19 protein-coding genes and 2 pseudogenes are annotated in these 19,852 nt (G+C 70.1%); 5 read left to right on the top strand and 16 right to left on the bottom strand.

What is annotated here, in order from left to right:
- Window positions 1-77 precede the first annotated feature (77 nt).
- The 4 genes from LX83_RS18070 to LX83_RS18055 form a co-directional block, all read right to left on the bottom strand.
- Window positions 78-257, bottom strand: a complete 180-nt coding sequence (locus LX83_RS18070) for a hypothetical protein (RefSeq protein ID WP_407649608.1) — start codon at window positions 255-257, stop codon at window positions 78-80.
- Window positions 258-320: 63 nt separating this feature from the next.
- Window positions 321-1,184, bottom strand: coding sequence for an SAM hydrolase/SAM-dependent halogenase family protein (locus LX83_RS18065; RefSeq protein ID WP_253772860.1), 864 nt, complete (start codon window positions 1,182-1,184; stop codon window positions 321-323).
- 18 nt (window positions 1,185-1,202) lie between these two features.
- Complete coding sequence (locus LX83_RS18060) at window positions 1,203-2,456, bottom strand: SAM-dependent methyltransferase (protein WP_253772858.1); 1,254 nt, start codon at window positions 2,454-2,456, stop codon at window positions 1,203-1,205.
- A 46-nt stretch (window positions 2,457-2,502) separates the two neighbouring features.
- Complete coding sequence (locus LX83_RS18055; RefSeq protein ID WP_253772856.1) at window positions 2,503-3,912, bottom strand: FAD-binding oxidoreductase; 1,410 nt, start codon at window positions 3,910-3,912, stop codon at window positions 2,503-2,505.
- Window positions 3,913-4,133: 221 nt separating this feature from the next.
- On the opposite strand from LX83_RS18055, the gene LX83_RS18050 reads away from it, so the two are divergent.
- Window positions 4,134-5,768: an acyl-CoA dehydrogenase family protein gene (locus LX83_RS18050; RefSeq protein ID WP_253772855.1), complete on the top strand. Its 1,635-nt coding sequence runs from the start codon at window positions 4,134-4,136 to the stop codon at window positions 5,766-5,768.
- A gap of 4 nt (window positions 5,769-5,772) precedes the next feature.
- Here LX83_RS18050 and LX83_RS18045 read toward each other — a convergent pair.
- The 5 genes and pseudogenes from LX83_RS18045 to LX83_RS18025 form a co-directional block, all read right to left on the bottom strand.
- Window positions 5,773-6,126 (bottom strand): annotated as a pseudogene (locus LX83_RS18045) (hypothetical protein).
- A 170-nt stretch (window positions 6,127-6,296) separates the two neighbouring features.
- Window positions 6,297-6,659, bottom strand: coding sequence for a hypothetical protein (locus LX83_RS18040; RefSeq protein WP_253772853.1), 363 nt, complete (start codon window positions 6,657-6,659; stop codon window positions 6,297-6,299).
- Window positions 6,652-6,867, bottom strand: a complete 216-nt coding sequence (locus tag LX83_RS18035) for a hypothetical protein (RefSeq protein WP_253772852.1) — start codon at window positions 6,865-6,867, stop codon at window positions 6,652-6,654. Before LX83_RS18035 ends, LX83_RS18040 begins: the two co-directional genes overlap by 8 nt.
- Before the next feature lie 77 nt (window positions 6,868-6,944).
- A complete protein-coding gene (locus tag LX83_RS18030) occupies window positions 6,945-7,274 on the bottom strand; it encodes a hypothetical protein (protein WP_253772851.1) in 330 nt (109 codons plus the stop codon).
- Window positions 7,275-7,385: 111 nt separating this feature from the next.
- Window positions 7,386-7,775: a hypothetical protein gene (locus LX83_RS18025; RefSeq protein WP_253772850.1), complete on the bottom strand. Its 390-nt coding sequence runs from the start codon at window positions 7,773-7,775 to the stop codon at window positions 7,386-7,388.
- Between LX83_RS18025 and LX83_RS38705 the strand changes: the two are divergent.
- Window positions 7,768-8,093 (top strand): annotated as a pseudogene (locus tag LX83_RS38705) (DUF5753 domain-containing protein). The gene LX83_RS18025 and the pseudogene LX83_RS38705 overlap by 8 nt on opposite strands.
- A 13-nt stretch (window positions 8,094-8,106) precedes the next feature.
- Window positions 8,107-8,316: a DUF397 domain-containing protein gene (locus LX83_RS18015; protein WP_253772848.1), complete on the top strand. Its 210-nt coding sequence runs from the start codon at window positions 8,107-8,109 to the stop codon at window positions 8,314-8,316.
- Between the two features lie 42 nt (window positions 8,317-8,358).
- Here LX83_RS18015 and LX83_RS18010 read toward each other — a convergent pair whose 3' ends face one another.
- From LX83_RS18010 to LX83_RS18000, 3 genes are all read right to left on the bottom strand, one after another.
- A complete protein-coding gene (locus LX83_RS18010) occupies window positions 8,359-9,510 on the bottom strand; it encodes an acyl-CoA dehydrogenase family protein (protein WP_253772847.1) in 1,152 nt (383 codons plus the stop codon).
- A gap of 1 nt (window position 9,511) precedes the next feature.
- The gene (locus LX83_RS18005) at window positions 9,512-11,548 is read right to left on the bottom strand and encodes an acetyl/propionyl/methylcrotonyl-CoA carboxylase subunit alpha (protein WP_253773518.1); all 2,037 of its coding nucleotides are present in this window, start codon (window positions 11,546-11,548) and stop codon (window positions 9,512-9,514) included.
- A 113-nt stretch (window positions 11,549-11,661) separates the two neighbouring features.
- Window positions 11,662-13,275, bottom strand: a complete 1,614-nt coding sequence (locus LX83_RS18000) for a carboxyl transferase domain-containing protein (RefSeq protein ID WP_253772846.1) — start codon at window positions 13,273-13,275, stop codon at window positions 11,662-11,664.
- Between the two features lie 280 nt (window positions 13,276-13,555).
- On the opposite strand from LX83_RS18000, the gene LX83_RS17995 reads away from it, so the two are divergent.
- Entirely contained in the window at window positions 13,556-14,104 is a 549-nt protein-coding gene (locus tag LX83_RS17995) for an SACE_7040 family transcriptional regulator (protein WP_253773516.1), read from the top strand.
- A gap of 181 nt (window positions 14,105-14,285) precedes the next feature.
- Here LX83_RS17995 and LX83_RS17990 read toward each other — a convergent pair whose 3' ends face one another.
- Window positions 14,286-15,257, bottom strand: coding sequence for an NAD(P)H-quinone oxidoreductase (locus LX83_RS17990; protein WP_253772845.1), 972 nt, complete (start codon window positions 15,255-15,257; stop codon window positions 14,286-14,288).
- A gap of 88 nt (window positions 15,258-15,345) precedes the next feature.
- Window positions 15,346-16,224, bottom strand: coding sequence for a LysR family transcriptional regulator (locus LX83_RS17985; RefSeq protein WP_253772844.1), 879 nt, complete (start codon window positions 16,222-16,224; stop codon window positions 15,346-15,348).
- Between the two features lie 163 nt (window positions 16,225-16,387).
- On the opposite strand from LX83_RS17985, the gene LX83_RS17980 reads away from it, so the two are divergent.
- Entirely contained in the window at window positions 16,388-16,570 is a 183-nt protein-coding gene (locus tag LX83_RS17980) for a tautomerase family protein (RefSeq protein WP_253772843.1), read from the top strand.
- A 324-nt stretch (window positions 16,571-16,894) separates the two neighbouring features.
- Here the strand turns inward: LX83_RS17980 and LX83_RS17975 are convergent, their stop codons facing one another.
- Together LX83_RS17975 and LX83_RS17970 are read right to left on the bottom strand one after the other, a co-directional pair.
- Window positions 16,895-18,388, bottom strand: a complete 1,494-nt coding sequence (locus LX83_RS17975) for an alpha/beta hydrolase family protein (protein ID WP_253772840.1) — start codon at window positions 18,386-18,388, stop codon at window positions 16,895-16,897.
- A 496-nt stretch (window positions 18,389-18,884) separates the two neighbouring features.
- Window positions 18,885-19,553, bottom strand: a complete 669-nt coding sequence (locus tag LX83_RS17970; protein ID WP_253772833.1) for an ArsR/SmtB family transcription factor — start codon at window positions 19,551-19,553, stop codon at window positions 18,885-18,887.
- Between the last annotated feature and the right edge of the window lie 299 nt (window positions 19,554-19,852).

Genomic DNA, 19,852 nt, shown 5'->3' with positions numbered 1-19,852 from the left:
GCTGTGGACGGTTCGTGCCTGGGTTGTGACGTGGTCGTGGCGCGCTCGTGACGCGGATGTGTGCGCGCCACCGCGGCTCACCGCGGTGCGGGCTCCCCCGCGAACCCGTCCGGGTCCGTGCGCCCCCCGGCGTCGCCGCCGATCGCGATCCGGGGCGAGCCGGTGCCGTCGGGAGCGGCGCCGGCGTCCTCGGCCAGCGCCCGGCGTCCGTACCGCGCCAGCGGGTACCCGCGGCCGAAGCTCTCGGTGAACGTCATGCCGATGAGGTTAGGAGCGGCGCCCTGACCTGTGCTTCTCGATTCCTGACCGGTCCGCGCTGGCTACCGGTCCAGGCGGACCAGGCTGCCCGGTTGCACGCCGAGCAGGACGGCGGCGGCTCCGCCGTTGACGGCCACGGCCAGGCGGTCGCTGGAGTCCACGATGAGCACCAGTTCACCCGGGGCCACGTCGGCGAAGGTGCGGCCGACCAGCACCGTGCGGGCCTCGCCGGGGGCACTGGCGTCGGCGCTGTGCAGGCCCACCGGCTGGCCCGGCGGGAGGTCCAGCCGCGCCAGGTCGGCCCGGTGCGCGGCCAGCTGCACGTTGCCGAACCGGTCCACCGCGATCACCTCGGTCACCAGTGCCGGCCCGGCCGCGCCCCGCTCCACCCGGTTGACCGGCTCGGGCAGCCGCACCAGCTCGGCCAGTGGCACGGACGGGCCGAACGACTCCGGCGGCACCCCGGTGGCCAGGTGCGCGGCGACCGGGGCGAACACGTCCCGACCGTGGAAGGTCATGGACACCTCGGGCAGCCAGTAGCGCGGCTCGGCCAGCTCGTAGGCGGCACGCAGCCCGCCGAGGGCCTCGGCCGCGGGCAGCAGCAGACCGTTGTCCGGGCCGACCAGCAGGCCCCGCACCGCCGTCGCGTCACCGGCCACCAGCAGCACACCCCGGCGCTGGGTGCCCACGCCCGGGTCGACGACGGCCAGGTGCACGGCCGGCGGCAGGTACGGCGCGGTCTGCTCCAGCACGACCGCGCCGCGCCGGATGTCCTGCGCGGGCACGGCGTGGGTGATGTCGATGACCCTGGCCGCCGGGGCGATCGTGGCGATCACCCCGGCGCAGGCCGCCACGAACCCGTCCTCCAGGCCGTAGTCGGTGGTGAAGGAGATGCAGTTCCAGGGGTGCGCGGCGGTGTTGTTCATCAGTTCCTCTGTACCACGTCAGCTGGTGGGCTGGCGGGCCGGCTCCCAGTCGGGGCGCAACGGCATGCCCGAGTCGTGGCCGGCCAGCTTCACCCCGAGCACCTGGTGCAGCTGCACGACGTTGCGCTCGAAGCCGACCCGGGAGGCGGCCAGGTACAGCCGCCACACCCGGGCGGTGGCCAGGCCCACCTCGCGCACGGCCTGCTCCCAGTTCTCCTCCAGGTTGGCGCACCACCCGGCCAGCGTCATGGCGTAGTGCTCGCGCAGGTTCTCCTCGTGCCGCACCTCGAACCCGGTGTCGTGCATCAGCGACACCAGCCGGCCAACGCCGACCAGCTCGCCGTCCGGGAACACGTACCGGCTGATGAACGCCCCGGCCTTGGCCGGGATCCGGTTGTCCGGCCGGGTGATGCAGTGGTTGAGCAGCCGCCCGCCCGGCCGCAGCCGCTCGTAGAGCGACCGGAAGTAGCTGGGCAGGTTGTGCTCGCCGATGTGCTCGGTCAGGCCGATCGAGCTGATCGCGTCGAACTCCTCCGCCGGCGCGTCCCGGTAGTCCAGGTGGCGCACCTCGGCCAGGTCGCCCAGCCCGGCGTCGGCGATGGCCTTCTGCGCCCACTCGGCCTGGGCCCTGGACAGGGTCACGCCCAGCGCGCGCACCCCGTACTCGCGGGCGGCGTGCATCACCATGCCGCCCCAGCCGCAGCCCACGTCCAGCAGCCGCATGCCCTCGCGCAGCCCGAGCTTGCGCGCCACCAGGTCGAACTTGGTGAACTGCGCCTGCTCCAAAGTGGACTCCGCCGTGGGGTACACCGCGCAGGTGTAGGCCATGGACGGGCCGAGCAGCAGTTCGTAGAACCGGTTGGACACGTCGTAGTGGTGCGAGATGGCCTGCTGGTCGCGCCGCCTGGAGTGGCGCAGCCCGCGCTGGCGGGCCTCCTGCGGCGGTGGCGCCGCCCGGTAGAGCAGCTTGGCGCCGAGGAAGGAGCGCAGCATCTCCAGCCGCTCGGCCACGGTGATGTGTCCGATGCGGACGTCGAACAGCCGGGACAGCGCGGTGTGCAGGTCGCCCTCCACCTCCAGGTGGCCGGTGACGTAGGCGCGTGCCAGGCCCAGCGAGTTGGGCGCCGACACCAGGTGGGACACCGCGACCGGGGTGCGCAGGTGCAGGGTGACCTCGGCGTCCGGCGGGCCGGCTGTGCTCCCGTCGTAGGCGCGGAAGCCGACCGGGACCTCAGGCCCCACCACCCGCTCGAACGCCTCTGCCAACCGCATTCCCTGCTCTCCCTTCAGAAAACCGCGTTGCTGTGGGCTCTCCCCGCTACTGGGCTCGGACGCACTTGGCGTACAGGTCCGGCAGTCGTCCCCGTGGGTCGTAGTGCTGCTTCAGCGAGCGGTACGCCTCGCCGTTGTAGTGCCGCCAGAAGTCCTCGGCGGTGTAGTAGGAGTCGGAGTACAGCGACTTGTGCCCGCCCAGCTCGGCCACCTTGCGTTCGATCGCCCGGTTGCGGCTGCCCACGGGCTCGCCCCGGCGCAGCGGCACGTTCGCCCAGAACCCGACGTTGACGTAGGTGGTGTCCGGCTCCAGCGGGTACAGCGGCCACCCCCCGTCGTCGCGCAGTCGCAGCGGGCACAGCCAGATCGGGCTGATGCCGATGTCGCGGTGGAAGAAGTCGAGGAACTCGGGCAGCCGCTCGACCGGGATCTCCACATCCTGGATGACCGGCTCGGCCGGGGGCAGGCCGCGCAGCCGGCGCACCCGGTCGCTGAGGCGGTAGCGCCGGTCCATCGCGACCAGCCGGCGGTAGACGTCCGAGCGCAGGTACTGCCTCGGCCACAGCCGGCGCACCACCGGGTGCTGCACGCCCAGCGCGCGCGAGCACCAGAACCAGTCGGTGTCCCAGCGCCACAGATAGTCGCGCACCCGCAGGTAGTCGGTGCTCTTGTCCGGAATGGACCGGTAGTAGATGTGGTTGCCGGTGTAGTCGCTCACCGTGGGCGCGATGTCCACGAAGTCCCCGAGCGTCAGGTACAGGCTGTTGCGGCCGAACACCGTGCCGTCGATGAAGTCCACGGGCTGGCCCTGGTACTGGCGCGACTCGCTGATCTCGGCGATGGCCGTGGCGCAGTCCTGGGCGGTGTGGAACGGCACGTGGCGCAGCCGCACGTAGGGGCGCACCGGTTGCAGGTCGATGCGCAGCCGCAGCGCGTAGCCCAGGGTGCCGTAGGAGTTGGGGAAGCCGCGGAACAGCTCGTGGTGCTCGGTGTCCGGCCCGGCCAGCACCACCCGGCCGTCACCGGTGAGGATCTCCATCTCGCGGACCGACTCGTGGGGTAGCCCGTTGCGGAAGGAGCTGGACTCGATGCCCAGCCCGGCCACGGCACCGCCCAGGGTGATGGTCTTGAGCTGCGGCACGACCAGCGGCATCAACCCGTGCCGCAGGGTGGCGTCGACCAGCTGCTCGTAGGTGACCATGCCCTGCACGTCCGCGGTGCGGGCCTTGGGGTCCACGCGCAGCACCCGGTTGAACCGGGACACGTCCAGCCCGGGCGCGTCGCTGGGCGCGCGGAACCGGAACAGGTTGGATGTCGGCTTGGCCAGCCGCACCGGGGCCCGGGGCGGCAGCGCCGCGTACTGGGCGCGCAGCCTGGTCACGGCCTGGTCGTGGGCCTGGTCCGCCTGGCCCGGCCGCACGTTCTCGCCACTGCTCACCTGAGGTTCACCGCCCATGTCCACCGACGCTATTCCTCACCGGCCAGGTCGGCACCCCGGAAGTGACCCAGAGATCACCCGGGTCACCCGACGCGACCACCATGTCGCCCGATCTGTCCAGTGCACCCCTTTTGGGTGGGGCAGTCGGACGGGCCCTGTTTTGCGGTACCACGCAGTCTTGCATCTGGAGCTTATCTCCGGTTGACTCGATGTCCACCCACGCGCCAATGGAGGTTGCGTTGCGCCCGACCCACGAGGTCTTCAACCAGGTCCCCCCGCTGGTCGGCCACGACGTGGCCGACGACCCGGCGCTGCTGGCGGCCATGGCCCAGGAGGGCGCCGGGTGGGCCGTTGACGACGTGCGGCAACTCGGCCAGCTGGCCGGCACCGAGCACGCGGCCGAGCTGGCCAGGCGGGCCAACGCGCACAAGCCGGTGCTGCACACCCACGACCGCTACGGCCACCGGATCGACGAGGTGGAGTTCGACCCGGCCTGGCACGAGCTGATGACCACGGCCGTGCGTCACGGCCTGCACGCGGCGCCGTGGCGGGAGTCCCAGCCGGGCGCGCACGTGGCCAGGGCCGCGAAGTTCTACGTGTGGAGCCAGCTGGAGCCCGGCCACGGCTGCCCGGTGTCGATGACCTACGCGTCCGTCCCGGCGCTACGCCGCTCCCCCGACCTGGCCGCGACCTTCGAGCCGCTGCTGGCCGCCCCCGAGTACGACTTCGGGCTGCGGCCACCCCAGGGCAAGCGCGGGCTGATCGCCGGCATGTCCATGACCGAGAAGCAGGGCGGCTCGGACGTGCGCGCCAACACCACCACCGCCCAGCCCACCGGCGACGGCGGCTACCTGCTCACCGGGCACAAGTGGTTCACCTCGGCGCCCATGTCCGACCTGTTCCTCACCCTGGCCAACGCCCCGGGCGGGCTGTCCTGCTTCGCCGTGCCCCGGGTGCTGCCCGACGGCACCCGCAACGCCCTGCTGCTGCAGCGGCTCAAGGACAAGCTCGGCAACCACGCCAACGCCTCCGCCGAGATCGAGTACGACGGCGCGGTGGGCTGGCTGGTCGGCGAGGAGGGCCGAGGTGTGCCCACCATCATCGAGATGGTCAACTGCACCCGGCTGGACTGCGTGCTTGGCTCGGCCGCGGGCATGCGCCTCGGCGTCACCCAGGCCACCCACCACGCCACCCACCGCAAGGCGTTCGGCGCCTACCTGGCCGAGCAGCCGCTGATGCGCAACGTCCTGGCGGACCTGGCCGTCGAGGCCGAGGCGGCGATCATGGTGGGCATCCGCCTTGCCGGCGCCAGCGACCGGATGGCCAGGGGCGACTCGGCCGAGGCGGCGTTCCGCCGGCTGGCGCTGGCGGTGACCAAGTACTGGGTGTGCAAGCGCGGCGCCACCCACGCGGCCGAGGCGCTGGAGTGCCTGGGCGGCAACGGCTACATCGAGGACTCCGGCATGCCCCGCCTCTACCGCGAGGCGCCGCTGCTGTCCATCTGGGAGGGTTCGGGCAACGTGGCCGCACTGGACGCACTGCGCGCCATGGGCCGCGACCCCAACACCCTCCAGGCGTTCTTCGACGAGGTGGCCGAGTCCGCCGGCGCCGACCGCCGCCTCGACCAGGCCGCCGCCGACCTGCGCCTGGAACTGTCCAATCTGGACGATATCGAGACCAGGGCGCGGCGGCTGGCCGAGCGCATGGCCCTGGTGTTGCAGGGCGCCCTGCTGGTCCGCTACGGCCACCCCGCCGTGGCCGACGCGTTCTGCGCGTCCCGCCTGTCCGGCGACTGGGGCCACGCCTTCGGCACCCTGCCGTCCGGTGTGGACACCGCCACCATCATCGACCGCGCCCGCCCCAAGATCGGGTGAGCCCTCAGGCCCCGCCCGGGCAGTGCCCGGAGAACCGCGTCCGCACGTCGTCCATGGTGGCGGCCCACTCCGAGATCCGGTCCCCGTCCTCGCTGACCGTGGCACGTGGACGCACCGCTTCCCACTGCTGGGCCGGATCGAACGGCGTCGACAACTGATCCAGGATTCAGGGCCGAGTCCCGTCGTACACGGCATCGCCGCTCCGGTAGAGCGGCCAACACAGGACGAAGTTGGCGCTGGCCGGGTCGTACATCGAGGTCACCAGGCACGAGGTCGCGCCCGGGTCACTGTCGAGCACCGTGACGGCCCGACACCAACTGCGACGGTAGGCAGCGGCGTCCCAGTACCCCAGGCGCATCCGGAAAAACTCGCTGAACCCACCCACGGTGATCCGGCCAAGGCCCTACCCGGGATCGCCCGTCACCGCCCCGCGGCCACCTCAATCGCGAACACCCTCTGGTCTCTCCCCGAGTACTGACCCTGGTCACCAGAGCCATCGTGCTTGATCAGCGCGAACCAACACCACGCTCAGCCGGCAAGCCATTCAGTGGCCAGCCTGTCCCCAGCCGACGTGTTGGCGAGCCAACACGCTCCCCCTAACGGCAACCAGTCAACCCCGTCGAGCCGCGCCACAACGCTCGCAACGACCGCGTCAGCGGGGGCCAGCCACGACTCAAACCCGGACTCCCCGATTTCGCCAACCGTCATGAGTTCCCGCCGCAGCACCAACTCCAGGACGCTGGTGGCGAGCCCCCTGAACTCCTCGCCATCCTCTTCCGCCAGTTCGCGCGCCATCCCGATCACCCTGTCGACCGGAACCCAGTCATCCAGGCCTTCGAGCAGCACCTCCCGGATGATGCTCTCTTCCTTCGCCGGGAAATCCTCAACCATCATTCGATCCAACCCTCCACTCACTGGTTTCCCTCTTACCCAAAAGCCATTCCACCAGCCCGTCCGACACGTCGTCGACTTCCCATTCGGACCGCATCATCAGGTGTTTTTCGATCGGATCAGAACCCACCGAGTAATCAACCCACGTGACCTGAGCATCACCGCTCTCCCACACGTTCAGCGTGCCCGGCACGAAACTGTGCCGCACCGCACACGCGACCGTCCCCCAGCACTATCCAGCAGAGCCACCGTGTCAATTCTCAGTTATCCAGAGCACAGGAAAGCCTACTCGGGAAGCGATTCGATAAGCAACCTTATTTCGTTCGGGGCATCTGCCAGATACGGCAACGCTGACCTTCTAACAAGACGTGAGGCGACCACCAACTCCTCCAGAGAGGCCTGGTCATCGTAAACTCTTGCAAGAGTATTTAACGGGGGAACCAGGGCAGCTTCCAGGTCCGGCTCCAAGGAATCAAGGACTATCGTACTCTCGGTCAGTATGGAGCCCACCAGCTCCCGGACCACCCTCTTTAGCCTGTCGGGATCAGCACCCCTGACAATCACTTCTATTCCATCCCAGTCAGGCAGCCACGACGGAAGAAACTCGGAATCCATAGACCCCTACAACACCTTCGATGTAGCACCGACAGAATTCGCACGTGATCCTTTAAGACCTCTACCGTCAATTGATTTTCAATTCATCCAAGAGGGCATACATGCATTATGTCATGGATTAATAGAAGTCCCGTGGGCAGTTCTCTGGGACTGCAGACCACGCACGGCGTTCAGCGTCTCGATCCACCGATCAGCCGCCCGCACCGCCTCAAAAATCTTGTACGCACTCTTCGCCAGCTTGAACAACCGACCCCACGGGATCAGACCCGCACACGCCCACAGGTCGAGCTTCGTGAAGCAGTCACGAACATCGTTGTAGCCGATCAGATCACCGATGATGTCACCAGCGTTTTCCTTGATGACATCCCACCACGTCTTGTTCGACGCCGCGATCCGCTTGGCCTCCTGGTACTCCTCCTCACTCAACCCGCTCTGGGCTATCGCCTGCTGCTTGCCGCCTTTCCTTTTGACTGCGTACGAGCCAGCGCTTCGGATGCCCATCGGCGGCCCGAAGGTGATGCGTGAACAGCTGGACTACCTACTGGCACGGGCAGAACTGTCGAACATCACGCTCCAGGTGCTCCCCGCGTCGCTGGGCGCGTTTCCCGGTCTTGCATCGCCTACCACTTGGTCGTCTTCGCTCCTGGTGAGGATGGAGCCGAAGCCGTGTACCTCGAACAGCTCAAGGACGGCACTTACGTCGAGGAAGCCGAGGAGGTTGACGAATATATCCTGAACTTCAGGAGCCTGGCCGACCTTGCGCTCAGCCCGCAGGAGTCAGCCAAACTGATCGCCGAGATCAGGGACACCTGGCAGTAGAGGGAGCACAGCCATGACCGCGCCAGACTTCAGCCACGCCCGCTGGAACAAGAGCAGCCACAGCAACGGCAAACTCGCGTGCGTGGAGGTGGCGTTCGGTGCGGCCAGGGTGGGTGTCCGGGACAGCAAGGCGCCGGGGGCCGGGCACCTGGTGATCGGGTACTCGGCCTTTGTCGGTTTCCTGACAGGGGCCAGGAACGGGACCTTCGACCGGCAGGGGTGACCGGATCGGCCGCCCCTGCGTGGTCAGCGGGCGGAGCAGGCGTCAGAGGCCGAGTTCGCGGGCGATCAGCATGCGTTGGACCTCGCTGGTGCCCTCGCCGATCTCCAGGATCTTGGCGTCGCGGTAGAAGCGGCCCACCGGGAACTCGTTCATGAAGCCGTAGCCGCCGAAGATCTGGGTGGCCTGCCTGGCGTTGTCCATGGCCGCCTCGGAGGAGACCAGCTTGGCGATGGCCGCCTCCTTCTTGAACGGCTCGCCGCGCAGCATGCCGGCCGCCGCGTGGTAGTAGGCCAGCCGGGCGGTGTGCGCCCTGGTCTCCATGTCGGCGATCTTGAACTGGATGGCCTGGTACTCGCCGATCCGGTGGCCGAACGCCTCGCGTTCGCCGACGTAGCGCACGCACTCGTCCACGCAGCCCTGGGCCAGGCCGACGCCGATGGCGGCGATGGCGATCCGGCCCTCGTCCAGGGTTTGCAGGAACTGGGCGTAGCCGCGGCCGCGCTCGCCGAGCAGGTTCGCCTCGGGCACCCGGCAGTCCACGAACGACAGTTCGTGGGTGTCCGAGGCGTTCCAGCCGACCTTGGAGTACTTCTTGGACACCGAGAAACCCGGTGTGCCGGCGGGAACGATGATGGTGGAGATCTCCTTGCGGCCGTCCGGCTGTTCGCCGGTGATCGCGGCCACGGTGACGAAGCCGGTGATGTCGGTGCCGGAGTTGGTGATGAACGACTTGCTGCCGTTGATCACCCAGTGCCCGTCCTCCAGTCGGGCCGTGGTGCGCAGCGCGCCCGCGTCCGAACCGCCACCGGGTTCGGTCAGGCCGAACGCGCCCAACAGCTCGCCCCGGCACAGCGCGGGCAGCCAGTGCCGCCGCTGTTCCTCGGTGCCGAAGCGGTAGAGCGGCATGGCCGCCAGGGACACGCTCGCCTCCAGGGTGATCGCCACGGACGAGTCGACCTTGGCCAGTTCCTCCAGGGCCAGGCACAGCGCGAAGTAGTCGCCGCCCATGCCGCCGTACTCCTCGGGCACCGGCAGCCCGAACAGGCCCATCCGACCCATCTTGGCCACGATGTCGTACGGGAACTCCTCGCGCTCGTAGAAGTCGCCGATCACCGGGGCCACCTCGGCGTGAGCGAACTCCTCCACCGTCTTGCGCAGGGCCTCGTATTCCTCGTCAAGCTGGAAACCGCGCATCTCACCGCTCCTCGTGGGGGACGACGACCGCCAGTACCTCGTCCAGCGCGACCTGTTGGCCGACCCGGACGCACATCTCGCTGAGCACGCCGTCCACCGGCGCGGACACGGTGTGCTCCATCTTCATGGCCTCCACCACCACGAGCGGCTGGCCAGCGCTGACCTCGTCGCCCTGGCTCGCCCGGACCACCAGCACGGTTCCCGGCATGGGACTGGTGACCGGACCGCCGAGCCCGGCCTGCTCGTGCGCGGCGGCGTCGAGCGGTTCGCTCTCGGTGAGGGCCCAGCCGCGGCCGTCGACGCCCAGCCACAGCACGTTGCCCACCCTGGCCCTGGCGTAACGCCGCACCCGGCCGCCCTGGGTGACCACCAGGTCACCGTCGGCCCAGTGTCCACCCGCGACGGTGGGAGTGCCGTCGCCCACCGCGATCTCGGCGCGGTCGGCGCGACCGCGGACCCGGATCTCCACCGGGTCGTGGCCGGCCGCCTCGACGCGCAGCACCGACCAGGCCGGCTCGCCGAGGCGCCAGCCGCCGGGCAGCTCCCACGGGTCGGTCACGCCACCCGCTGGCTCGGCCAGCAGCAGCTTCTCCACGCCGGCCGCGACCAGCACGTCCTCGGGCAGGTCGGTGCCGACCAGCTGGTCCTGTTTGCGTTCCACCAGGCCGGTGTCCAGGTCGCCGGCCACCACGTCGGGGTCGGCCAGCAGCGCGCGCAGGAACGGGATGTTGGTGGTGACACCGAGCACCACGGCCCGGCCCAGGGCGGCGCGCAGCGTGCGCAGCGCCTCTTCCCGGGTGCGGCCGACCGCCACGTACTTGGCCAGCATGGGGTCGTAGTCGCTGCTGACCACCGTGCCCACGGTCAGCCCGGAGTCGACCCGCACCAGGTCCTCGGGCTCGCGCAGGGCCAGCACCCGCCCGCCAGTCGGCAGGAAGCCCCTGGCCGGGTCCTCGGCGTAGATGCGGGCCTCCACGGCGTGGCCGCGCGCGGTCAGCTCGCTGCCGCCGACGGTGAGCCGCTCCCCGGCGGCGATGCGCACCTGCTGCTCCACCAGGTCCACGCCGGTGATCAGCTCGGTGACCGGGTGCTCGACCTGCAGCCGGGTGTTCATCTCCATGAAGTAGAAGTCGTCCGGCGCGTCCGAGGACACGATGAACTCGACCGTGCCGGCGCCCGCGTAGCCCACGGCCTTGGCCGCGTCCACGGCGGCCTGGCCCATCCGCTGCCTGGTCAGCTCGCTGGTGCCGCGGCCGGACAGCAGGGGGGACGGCGCCTCCTCGATGATCTTCTGGTGTCGGCGCTGCAGGCTGCACTCGCGCTCGCCGAGGTGCACGGCGGTGCCGTGCTGGTCGGCCAGCACCTGGATCTCGATGTGCCGTGGCCGGTGCACGAAGCGTTCCACCAGCAGGGTGTCGTCGCCGAACGCGGCGGCCGCCTCGCGCCGCGCCGACTCGATGGCGGCGGGCAGTTCGTCCGCCGCGCGCACCAGGCGCATGCCCTTGCCGCCGCCCCCGGCCGACGGCTTGAGCAGCACGGGGAAACCGATCTCGGCGGCAGCCTCGCGAATGTCCTGATCGGACATTCCGGGCTGGGTGCGGCCGGGCACCACGGGCACGCCGGCCGCCTGCACGGTCAGTTTCGCGCCGATCTTGTCGCCCATGGTCTGGATGGCCGAGGCGGGCGGGCCGATGAACACCAGCCCGGCCTGCTGGCAGGCGGTGGCGAACGCGGCGTTCTCGGCCAGGAAGCCGTAGCCGGGGTGGACGGCCTGCGCGCCGGTGGCCAGCGCCGCTTCCACCACCCGTTCGATGTGCAGGTAGCTCTCCCTGGCCGGGGCCGGGCCGAGGCGCACGGCCAGGTCGGCCTCGCGCACGTGCCGGGCGTCGGCGTCGGCGTCGCTGTACACCGCGATCGCGCCGATGCCCATGGCCCGCAGGGTGCGGGTGATCCGCACGGCGATCTCGCCCCGGTTGGCCACCAGGACGCTGTCGAACAGGGCGGGACGGGCGTGGTCGCGGTTCGTCGACGCCGGCATGTCGGTGGTCCTTCCCTTCTCGCGGTACTCGTGGCCGTTGGCCTGCCCCAACCTGGAGCCGCTGCTGGACGTCACTGCTGGCGCGCCCCTCGCTTCGGCTGCGCGGTCCGCCGCTACATCCGGAAGACGCCGTAGCGCACCGGTTCCAGCGGCGCGTTGGCCGCGACCGACAGGGCCAGCCCGAGCACGGTCCTGGTGTCGGCCGGGTCGATCACGCCGTCGTCCCACAGCCGGGCGGTGGAGTAGTACGGGTTGCCCTGCTCCTCGTACTGCTGGCGGATGGGCTCGCGGAACGCCTCCTCGTCCACTGTGGACCACTGTTCGCCGCGCGCCGCCAACTGGTCGCGGCGCACCGTGGCCAGCACCGAGGCGGCCTGCTCGCCACCCATCACCGAGATCCGGGCGTTGGGCCACATCCACAGGAACCGGGGCGAGTAGGCCCGGCCGCACATCGAGTAGTTGCCCGCGCCGAACGAGCCGCCCACCACCACGGTCAGCTTGGGCACCCGCGCGCACGCCACGGCGGTGACCATCTTCGCGCCGTGCTTGGCGATGCCGCCGGCCTCGTACTCCCTGCCCACCATGAAGCCGGAGATGTTCTGCAGGAACACCAGGGGAATGCCGCGCTGGTCGCACAGTTCGATGAAGTGCGCGCCCTTGAGCGCGGACTCGCCGAACAGCACGCCGTTGTTGGCCACGATGCCCACCGGGTGGCCGTGGATGCGGGCGAACCCGGTGACCAGGGTGGCGCCGTAGTCCTTCTTGAACTCCGCGAACCGGCTGCCGTCGGTGATCCGGGCGATGATCTCGCGCACGTCGTAGGGGGTGCGGCTGTCCGTGGGCACCACGCCGTAGAGCTGGTCGGGGTCGACCGCCGGCTCCTCGGTGGGCTCGACCTGCCACGGGCGGGGCACGCGCGGTCCGAGGGTGCTGACGATCGAACGGACGATGCGCAACGCGTGCGCGTCGTCGGCGGCGAGGTGGTCCACCACCCCGGAGGTCCGGGCGTGCAGGTCGCCGCCGCCCAGTTCCTCGGCGCTGACCACCTCGCCGGTCGCGGCCTTCACCAGGGGCGGCCCGCCCAGGAAGATGGTGCCCTGGTTACGCACGATGACCGTCTCGTCGCTCATCGCCGGCACGTAGGCGCCGCCGGCCGTGCACGAGCCGAGCACGGCGGCGATCTGCGGGATGCCGCGCGCGGACATGGTGGCCTGGTTGTAGAAGATCCGGCCGAAGTGCTCGCGGTCCGGGAACACCTCGTCCTGCATGGGCAGGAACGCGCCGCCGGAGTCGACCAGGTAGACGCAGGGCAGGTGGTTGTGCAGCGCCACCTCCTGCGCGCGCAGGTGCTTCTTGACGGTCATCGGGTAGTAGGTGCCGCCCTTGACCGTGGCGTCGTTGGCCACCACCACGCACTCGCGGCCGCTGATCCGGCCGACCCCGGTGATGATGCCGGCGGCCGGCGCCTGGTCGTCGTACATGCCGTTGGCGGCCAGCGGGGACAGCTCCAGGAACGGCGAGCCCGGGTCGAGCAGGGTGTTCACCCGGTCGCGGGGCAGCAGTTTGCCGCGTTCCACGTGGCGGCGGCGGGCGTTCTCCGGGCCGCCCCTGGCCACCTCGGCCAGTTTGGCGCGCAGCTCGTCGACCAGGGCGCTGTGTTCCTTGGTGTAGCGCTGGAACGGTTCAGAGGTCGGATCGGCCGCGCTGCGCAGCACAGGAGCGTCCATGGGGTCCCCTCCGCGTGGTCCCTGTCGCCGTCGTCGTTGTCGTCGTCGCTGTTCCCCGAGGCCGCCCACTGGTGCCGCTGTTCGCACAGCGAGCACCGTTAGCGCTCGTTAACCGTCTGGACAAGGCAAATGTTAGCGCCGACTAACGGCGGCGTCTAGGATGCGTTACGTGCCGTCCCCTGACAGGCCCCAGCACGCGTTGCCATACCCACCATCAGGGTCCACCGCTGGCACCTTCGACCGCGGCCCCGGTCGCAACGGGCGCGGGCGGCGGGAGCAGATCCTGACCGCGGCAGCCGAACTGTTCGCCCGGCACGGCTTCCACGGCGTGGGCATCGACGACATCGGCGCGGCCGTTGGCATCTCCGGCCCGGCGCTCTACCGGCACTTCCGCAGCAAGGACGCGATGCTCGGCGAGATGCTCGTCGCCATCAGCGAGCACCTGTTAACCGGCGGACAGGCCAAAGTGGACAATGCGCCTGATCCGCAGGTGGCACTGCGGGAACTGATCCGCTGGCACGTGGACTTCGCGCTGGACGCCCCCGCGCTGATCACCGTCCACATGCGAGACCTGGCCAACCTCACCGATCCCGACCGGCGCCGGGTCCGGGCGTTGCAGCGCCGGTACGTCGAGGTGTGGGTGGACACGATCCGCAAGACCATGCCGCAGGTGGCGGAGCCGGCCGCCAGGGCGGCCGCGCACGGCGTGTTCGGCCTGATCAACTCGACCCCGCACAGCGCGCACCTGGACCGCGAGCAGATGGCCCAACTGCTCAGCCGGATGGCCCTGGCCGCGCTCACCACCCCCGGCGTCCTCCCCGACGAGTAACCCGCACACTCCCCCGCCCCGCGCGAGTCGACTTTGCAAACCCCGCGAGTTGACATCTCAGGCAGGTCCGAACGGGTGAAAAACCGGTTCCGCAACCGTCGCACCCGGCCCGGCGCACGCAGGGGCGCGCCTCCGCTACCGCCCCGGTCCCACTCGGGACAGCCACGCCCCCGCCAGGTGCCTACGCGGTCAGCACGACCTTGCCGAACGCGCCGCCGCGCTCCACCAGCCGGTGTGCCTCGGCCGCGTCGCGGAGGGGAACCGTCTGGCCGATGATCGGCCGAACCAGGCCGCGTTCGACGAGCGGCCACAGGTTCTCCCGCACGGCCGCCACGATCCGCCCCTTGTCCGACACGGGCTGGGGCCGCAGCGCGGTCGAGGCGATGCTGGCCCGCTTGCCCATGAGCTTGCCGATGTTCAGCTCACCGACGAGCCCACCCTGGAAGCCGATGATCACCACGCGACCACCGGTGGCCAGTGCGTCCAGATTCCGGTCTACATAGGACGCTCCCATGTTGTCCAGCACCACGTCCGCGCCGCCGGTCCGCTCGCGGAGTTCGGCGACGAAGTCCTGCTCGCGGTAGTTGACGAGGATGTCCGCGCCGAGCCGCCGGCACTGCTCCAGCCGCTCCGCCGATCCCGCGGTGACCGCCACCGTCGCGCCGAGCGCCTTGCCCACCTGGATCGCGTGCGTGCCGATGCCGCCGGCACCGCCGTGCACCAGCAACACCTCGCCGGCGCGCAGACCGGCGTTCATCACCACCGTCGCCCACACCGTGCAGGCGACTTCGGGCAGCGCGGCGGAGGCGACCAGGCCGACTCCGTCCGGCACGGGGAGAAGCTGCGCTGCGGGCACCGCGACCAGTTCCGCGTATCCGCCGCCGGCGAGCAGCGCGCACACCTCGTCGCCGACCTGCCAGCCGGTGACGTCCGCGCCGAGTTCGACGATGGTGCCGGAGCACTCCAGCCCCAGGATCTCACTCGCGCCCGGCGGTGGCGGGTAGAGCCCCTGGCGCTGCAGCACGTCCGCCCGGTTCACCGCGCTCGCCGCCACCCTGATCAGCACCTCGCCGGGTGCCGGGCGCGGGTCGGGCACCTCGGTCCAGTCCAGGACCTCGGGGTCACCGGGCTCGCGGATCGTGATCGCACGCATGTGTTCTCCCTTGGTGGAGCGTGTCGGAACGGTTCCAGTCCACTCGGGAGCGTCGCGCCGAACAAGAAGCGGTTCGCGCGCGCAGCGTTCACGAATCGTGATCGCACGCCCGCAGCAGCGCGTCCAGGCACCACGGCGGGTTGGTCTCGGAGACCGCGAGCAGTGTGGTCATGCTGATCGGGGTCGCGGTCGCGCGGAACGCCACCCGGGGTGTTGGCACGCGGCCGGCCTGCGACTCGTACAGCACGGTCCAGGTGTCCTTGCTGGCTCCCACCATGGCCAGGGTGTCCTGCAACGTGGTGAACGGCGGTCCGAACACCGGGTCGAAGCCGGCCGCCCGGCAGGCGCCCACCACCAGGTCGTGCAGCGGCGCGTTGCGGGCCCGGTCGACCAGTCGCACCGACATGCCCGCCAGGTCGGCGAGTTCGACCTCGGCGGCCTCGGCCAGTGGATGGCTGGCCGGCAGCGCGACCGTGATCCGGTCCTGCCACAACGGGATCAGCCGCAGCTCGGCGCTTTCCGTGACACCGCGAACGAAGGTCGCGTCCAGCGTGCGTGCGCGCACCTGGTCCAGTCTGGACTGGGTGGGCCCGGACACCAGTTCCACACCGACCCGTGGCGCGAGCTTGGTCAGCTTGTCCAGCACCCGATCCAAGTGTTCGCCGAGGCCGTAGCTCGTGCCGAGCCGCAACACCGTGGACCGCGTGCTCACCAGCGCGGCGATCTTGGCCCTGGCCCTGCCCGCCGCGGCCAGCACGGCCCGCGCCTCGGGCAGGAACAGCTGGCCCGCCTCGGTGAGTCGCACTGTCCTGGGGGAACGGTCGAACAGGTCGACCCCGAGTTCCCGCTCCAGCCGGCGGATCTGCTGGCTCACCGCGGCCGGCACGATGTGCAGCCGCTGCGCGGCCCGGGCGAAGTGCAGTTCCTCGGCGACGGTCACGAAGTACCTCAGCTGGCGAAGCTCCACGGCACCAGTATTGGCCGTCGGTGGCAGAGGTGCGCCGCGCCACCGTCGCACCGGTCGCGATCACGATTGCTGAACGCAGCGATCAGTGACTGCTCCTTGGTCGACGCGCGTTTCCACTGTGGACTTGGCGAGGAGCGAAACCCCTCAGCACACGGGAGATGACATGCCAATCGTGACGGTTCAGCAGGGCCCCCGCGACATCGCGGCAAAGCGCGAACTGGTGCGGCGAATCACCGACGCGTTCGTCAACAGCTACGGCGTTTCCGCGGACACCGTGCAGGTGTGGATCCACGAGGTGCCGACCGACAGTTGGGGCAAGGCGGGCAGGTTGACCGCGGACAGGTGACCCGCGTGGCGTGGTGCCAGCCCGGCGTGGTGCCCCTGGTGCCGCCCCCTGGTCGGCGGCCGCAGCCGTGCCGGGCGGGCTTGCCTCGGCGCTGGCCGCGCATGCGGCGGCTGGGTAGGTGATGGCCGGCGGCGGTGTGCCCGGGTGACGTTGGGTCACCCGGGCACTCGGTGTCACCGCCGGCGACACATCACCCGATTGGGTGGCCTGGCCACCCGTTTGGGCCTGCGTGAACGTGCAACTCGCGGGGTTTGCAAAGTCGACTCGCGCTGGGGGTGGGTGGGGTGCGACTCGTGGTGCGCGCAGCACCCGTTCGCGCCACGGCTAGGGCAGCAGCAGGCCCCAGTACAGCGCCCACGGCAGGAGCGCCACCCCACCAGCCGTCAGCAGGCCGAGGCGGAGCCGCTGACCGGCTACGTGGTGGTGCTGCCGCCGCCAGGCCAGCACCGTCGCCGCCGTGGCGACCAGCACGCCCACGCTCAACAGTTGCAGCACCAGCCACGGGATCGGCCGGCCCAGCACCACCGGGCCGAGCGCCTGGCCACCACCGAGGACCAGGTAGCCGACGTAGCCGAGGAAACCGAGAACGGTGGCCAGTCCGGTCGCGGCCAGCCAACGCGCCGGTCGGGCGGCCAGCGGCACCGTGCGGCGGCCGGCAAGCCGGCGAACCAGTGCGGTGACCGGGTAGCTGAGGAACACCATCAGCAACCCGACCAGCGCGGCCACCTGCAGCCACGCGGACTCGTACCAGCGCAGCGCGGTGATCGGAACCGTGAGCCGATCCTGGTGCGGGGCGGGGTCGACGCTGGCATGCGGTGGCCCGGCGTCCAGTTGGTTGACCCAGGAGCCGACCAGGTCCAGGTATCCGGGGCCGAACTCGTCGAGCTTGGTGTAGCCGTCGGGCGAGCGGTGCATGGTGTGCTCGGCGTCCGGGATCACCCGCAGCGTGTAGTGGGTGTTGCCGATCCGATCGAAGGTGTCCTGGAAGATCCGCATGCTCTCGGCGGCCGGCGTCAGCTTGTCCCGCGCGCCCCACAGACCGAGCACGGGTTGGCGCACCCGCTCCAGCGCGGGCACCGGGTCGTAGTACGCCTCGGGGAACAGGCCGACACCGGCGGACACCCGCACGCCGGTGCGCACGGTGCTCGGCAGTGACCCGCGCACCCCCGCCTCGGCCAGCCGGTTGTCGTAGTTCCACGCCTGCTGTTGAGCGGGTGGGCCCCCGTTGGCGCCGACGGTGACGACAAAGGCGACATCGGTGGACCGGGACGCGGCCAGCGGTGCCACCCAACCTCCCTCGCTCAGCCCCCACAGGCCAACCCGCGCCGGGTTGACACCGTGCTGGGAGCGCAGCGCGGCAACGGCGGCCAGCGCGTCGTCGGCCAGCGCCGAGTAGTCGCGGTTCAGCTTGGAGTACCCGGGCCGCTTGTCGTAGATCAGCGTGGCGATGCCGGCACGGGCGAACGCCTCCGCCTCGGTCCGGTAGCTCTCACGGGAGCCGCGTCCCGACCCGTGCACCATGACCAGGCCGGGCCTGTCGGCGGCGGGGGTTGGTTCGGCCGGGCTGATCACGGTGCCGTGCAGGGTCAGCTCGCCACTGCGGAAACTTACGTCCTCGGTGGTGACCGCGGTGCCGGGACCGGTATCGGTTGCCGCGGTGGTGGTTGTGGTGACGGCGTTTGCGGGGGTGGCCGCGGCGGGGACGATCCCGCCGATCGTGGTGAGCACGCCGAGTGCGGTGAACGCGACCAGGGCCAGGCCGCGGCGAGCGCGGTTGCGTCTGCTGGTCGGGGGTGTCGGGTTGCCTGCGGGGAGCACGAGGTGCTCTCCTTCCTGTGGAGGTGCGTGCGCATGAGGACACGCCGGAATCGGCGTGGTGTACGGCTTCCCCTGCCTGGGCCTCCGAGTGGCAGCTCGGGGCCCAGGCGCTGACTTGGGCGTGGCGGAAGCGCCTTTAGCAGATTCAGCAGTGGTGTGGCGAAAATTCACCCGATCAGTGCGCCAGTTATCCACAGCCGCGTGGGTTGTCCACAGATTTCCCCCGCGACTCGTTTTCGCGGGTGGGGCTGGGTAGGCTGGTCGCGGGGTCGCCCCCCAGGGAAGGGTGGGGGCTTGACTCGGGCGGGCAACAACGAACAGATCTGCCGGCGACCAGGTGCGGTGGATCCTGATCGTGGCTGGTCAGGGCATCAGTCGGGGTTGGTGAGCCGCGTAGCCGCCGACTCACGGCTCTGCTCAACGCCACTGCCTCGCGATACGGAACTAGCGGCGTAACGCAATCAGAAGAACCCGCGTCGGGGCCGAACTCCGGACCTCATCCCTGGCCGGACTCCAGTTCGGAACCCACATCGGACCCTGAATCGGACTCCACGTCGAACTCCACATCGGACTCGGGGTCGGACTCCGGATCGGACCGCGGGTGCGGATCGGCCGACGCGGGAAAGGCGAAGAACCTGGTGCGCATCACCCGGGCACCCTCCGGAGCCTCGTCCGGTGTTCGTGCGTAGCGCATCAGCAGGCGCACGTACTCCTCGACGAACTCGGCCAACTCCGCCCTGGTCACGCGAATGGTGCCGCGGGAGATGGGCAGGGCGTCCGACCAGTCGCCCAGGCTGTCGCTGTCCAGTTGCAGCCGGGTGAACGTCTCGACATCAGCGGCCAGCCGCGTCCGGTTGAGTTCGTCCACCAGCGCCCGCATTTCCGGAGTCTGTTCGCTGCGCAGCGGGTACCGCAGGTCCTTGATCGGCGATCGCCACCACCGTTCGCGCCCCTGAGCTCGTTCCGGCACCTCCTCGACAAAGCCGTGCCTGGCGAGCATGCGCAGGTGGTAACTGGTCGCGCCGCTGCTCTCCCCCAGCGCCTTGGCCAGCACGGTTGACGTTGCCGGGCCGTGCTGTCCGAGGTGCTGGAGGATGCGCTGGCGCAGTGGGTGCGCCAGCGCTTTCAACTCCTCCAGGTCCTTGATCTTCCGTGGTTCCGGCATGGCACAAAGCTACAGTTACAAATGCACCTTTGCAACTCCTTCTTTGCATGGCTTCTGCCCACACCCGCCGCACGGTCCGGCGAGCTCGCCGTGCACAGGACCTACCTGCCGAACGGCACGACCCCGACATCCACGCAGAGTGGCCAGTTCGTGCCCAGCTCGCCGGATGTCACCCGAACGGGCCTGCGTGAACGTGCAACTCGGGGGGTTTGCAAAGCAATGCCGTGAAGTTAGGTCGTTGAGCCAGGTGTCAAGTCGGGTGTTGGCGGGGTGATGCTGTAGCTGATCCTCACCCGGGA

The organism is Goodfellowiella coeruleoviolacea, assembly GCF_024171785.1.
Taxonomy (GTDB): Bacteria; Actinomycetota; Actinomycetes; order Mycobacteriales; family Pseudonocardiaceae; genus Goodfellowiella; species Goodfellowiella coeruleoviolacea.
Note: the sequence above shows the minus strand (reverse complement) of the source record. Positions and strands in the feature narration are given on the sequence as shown.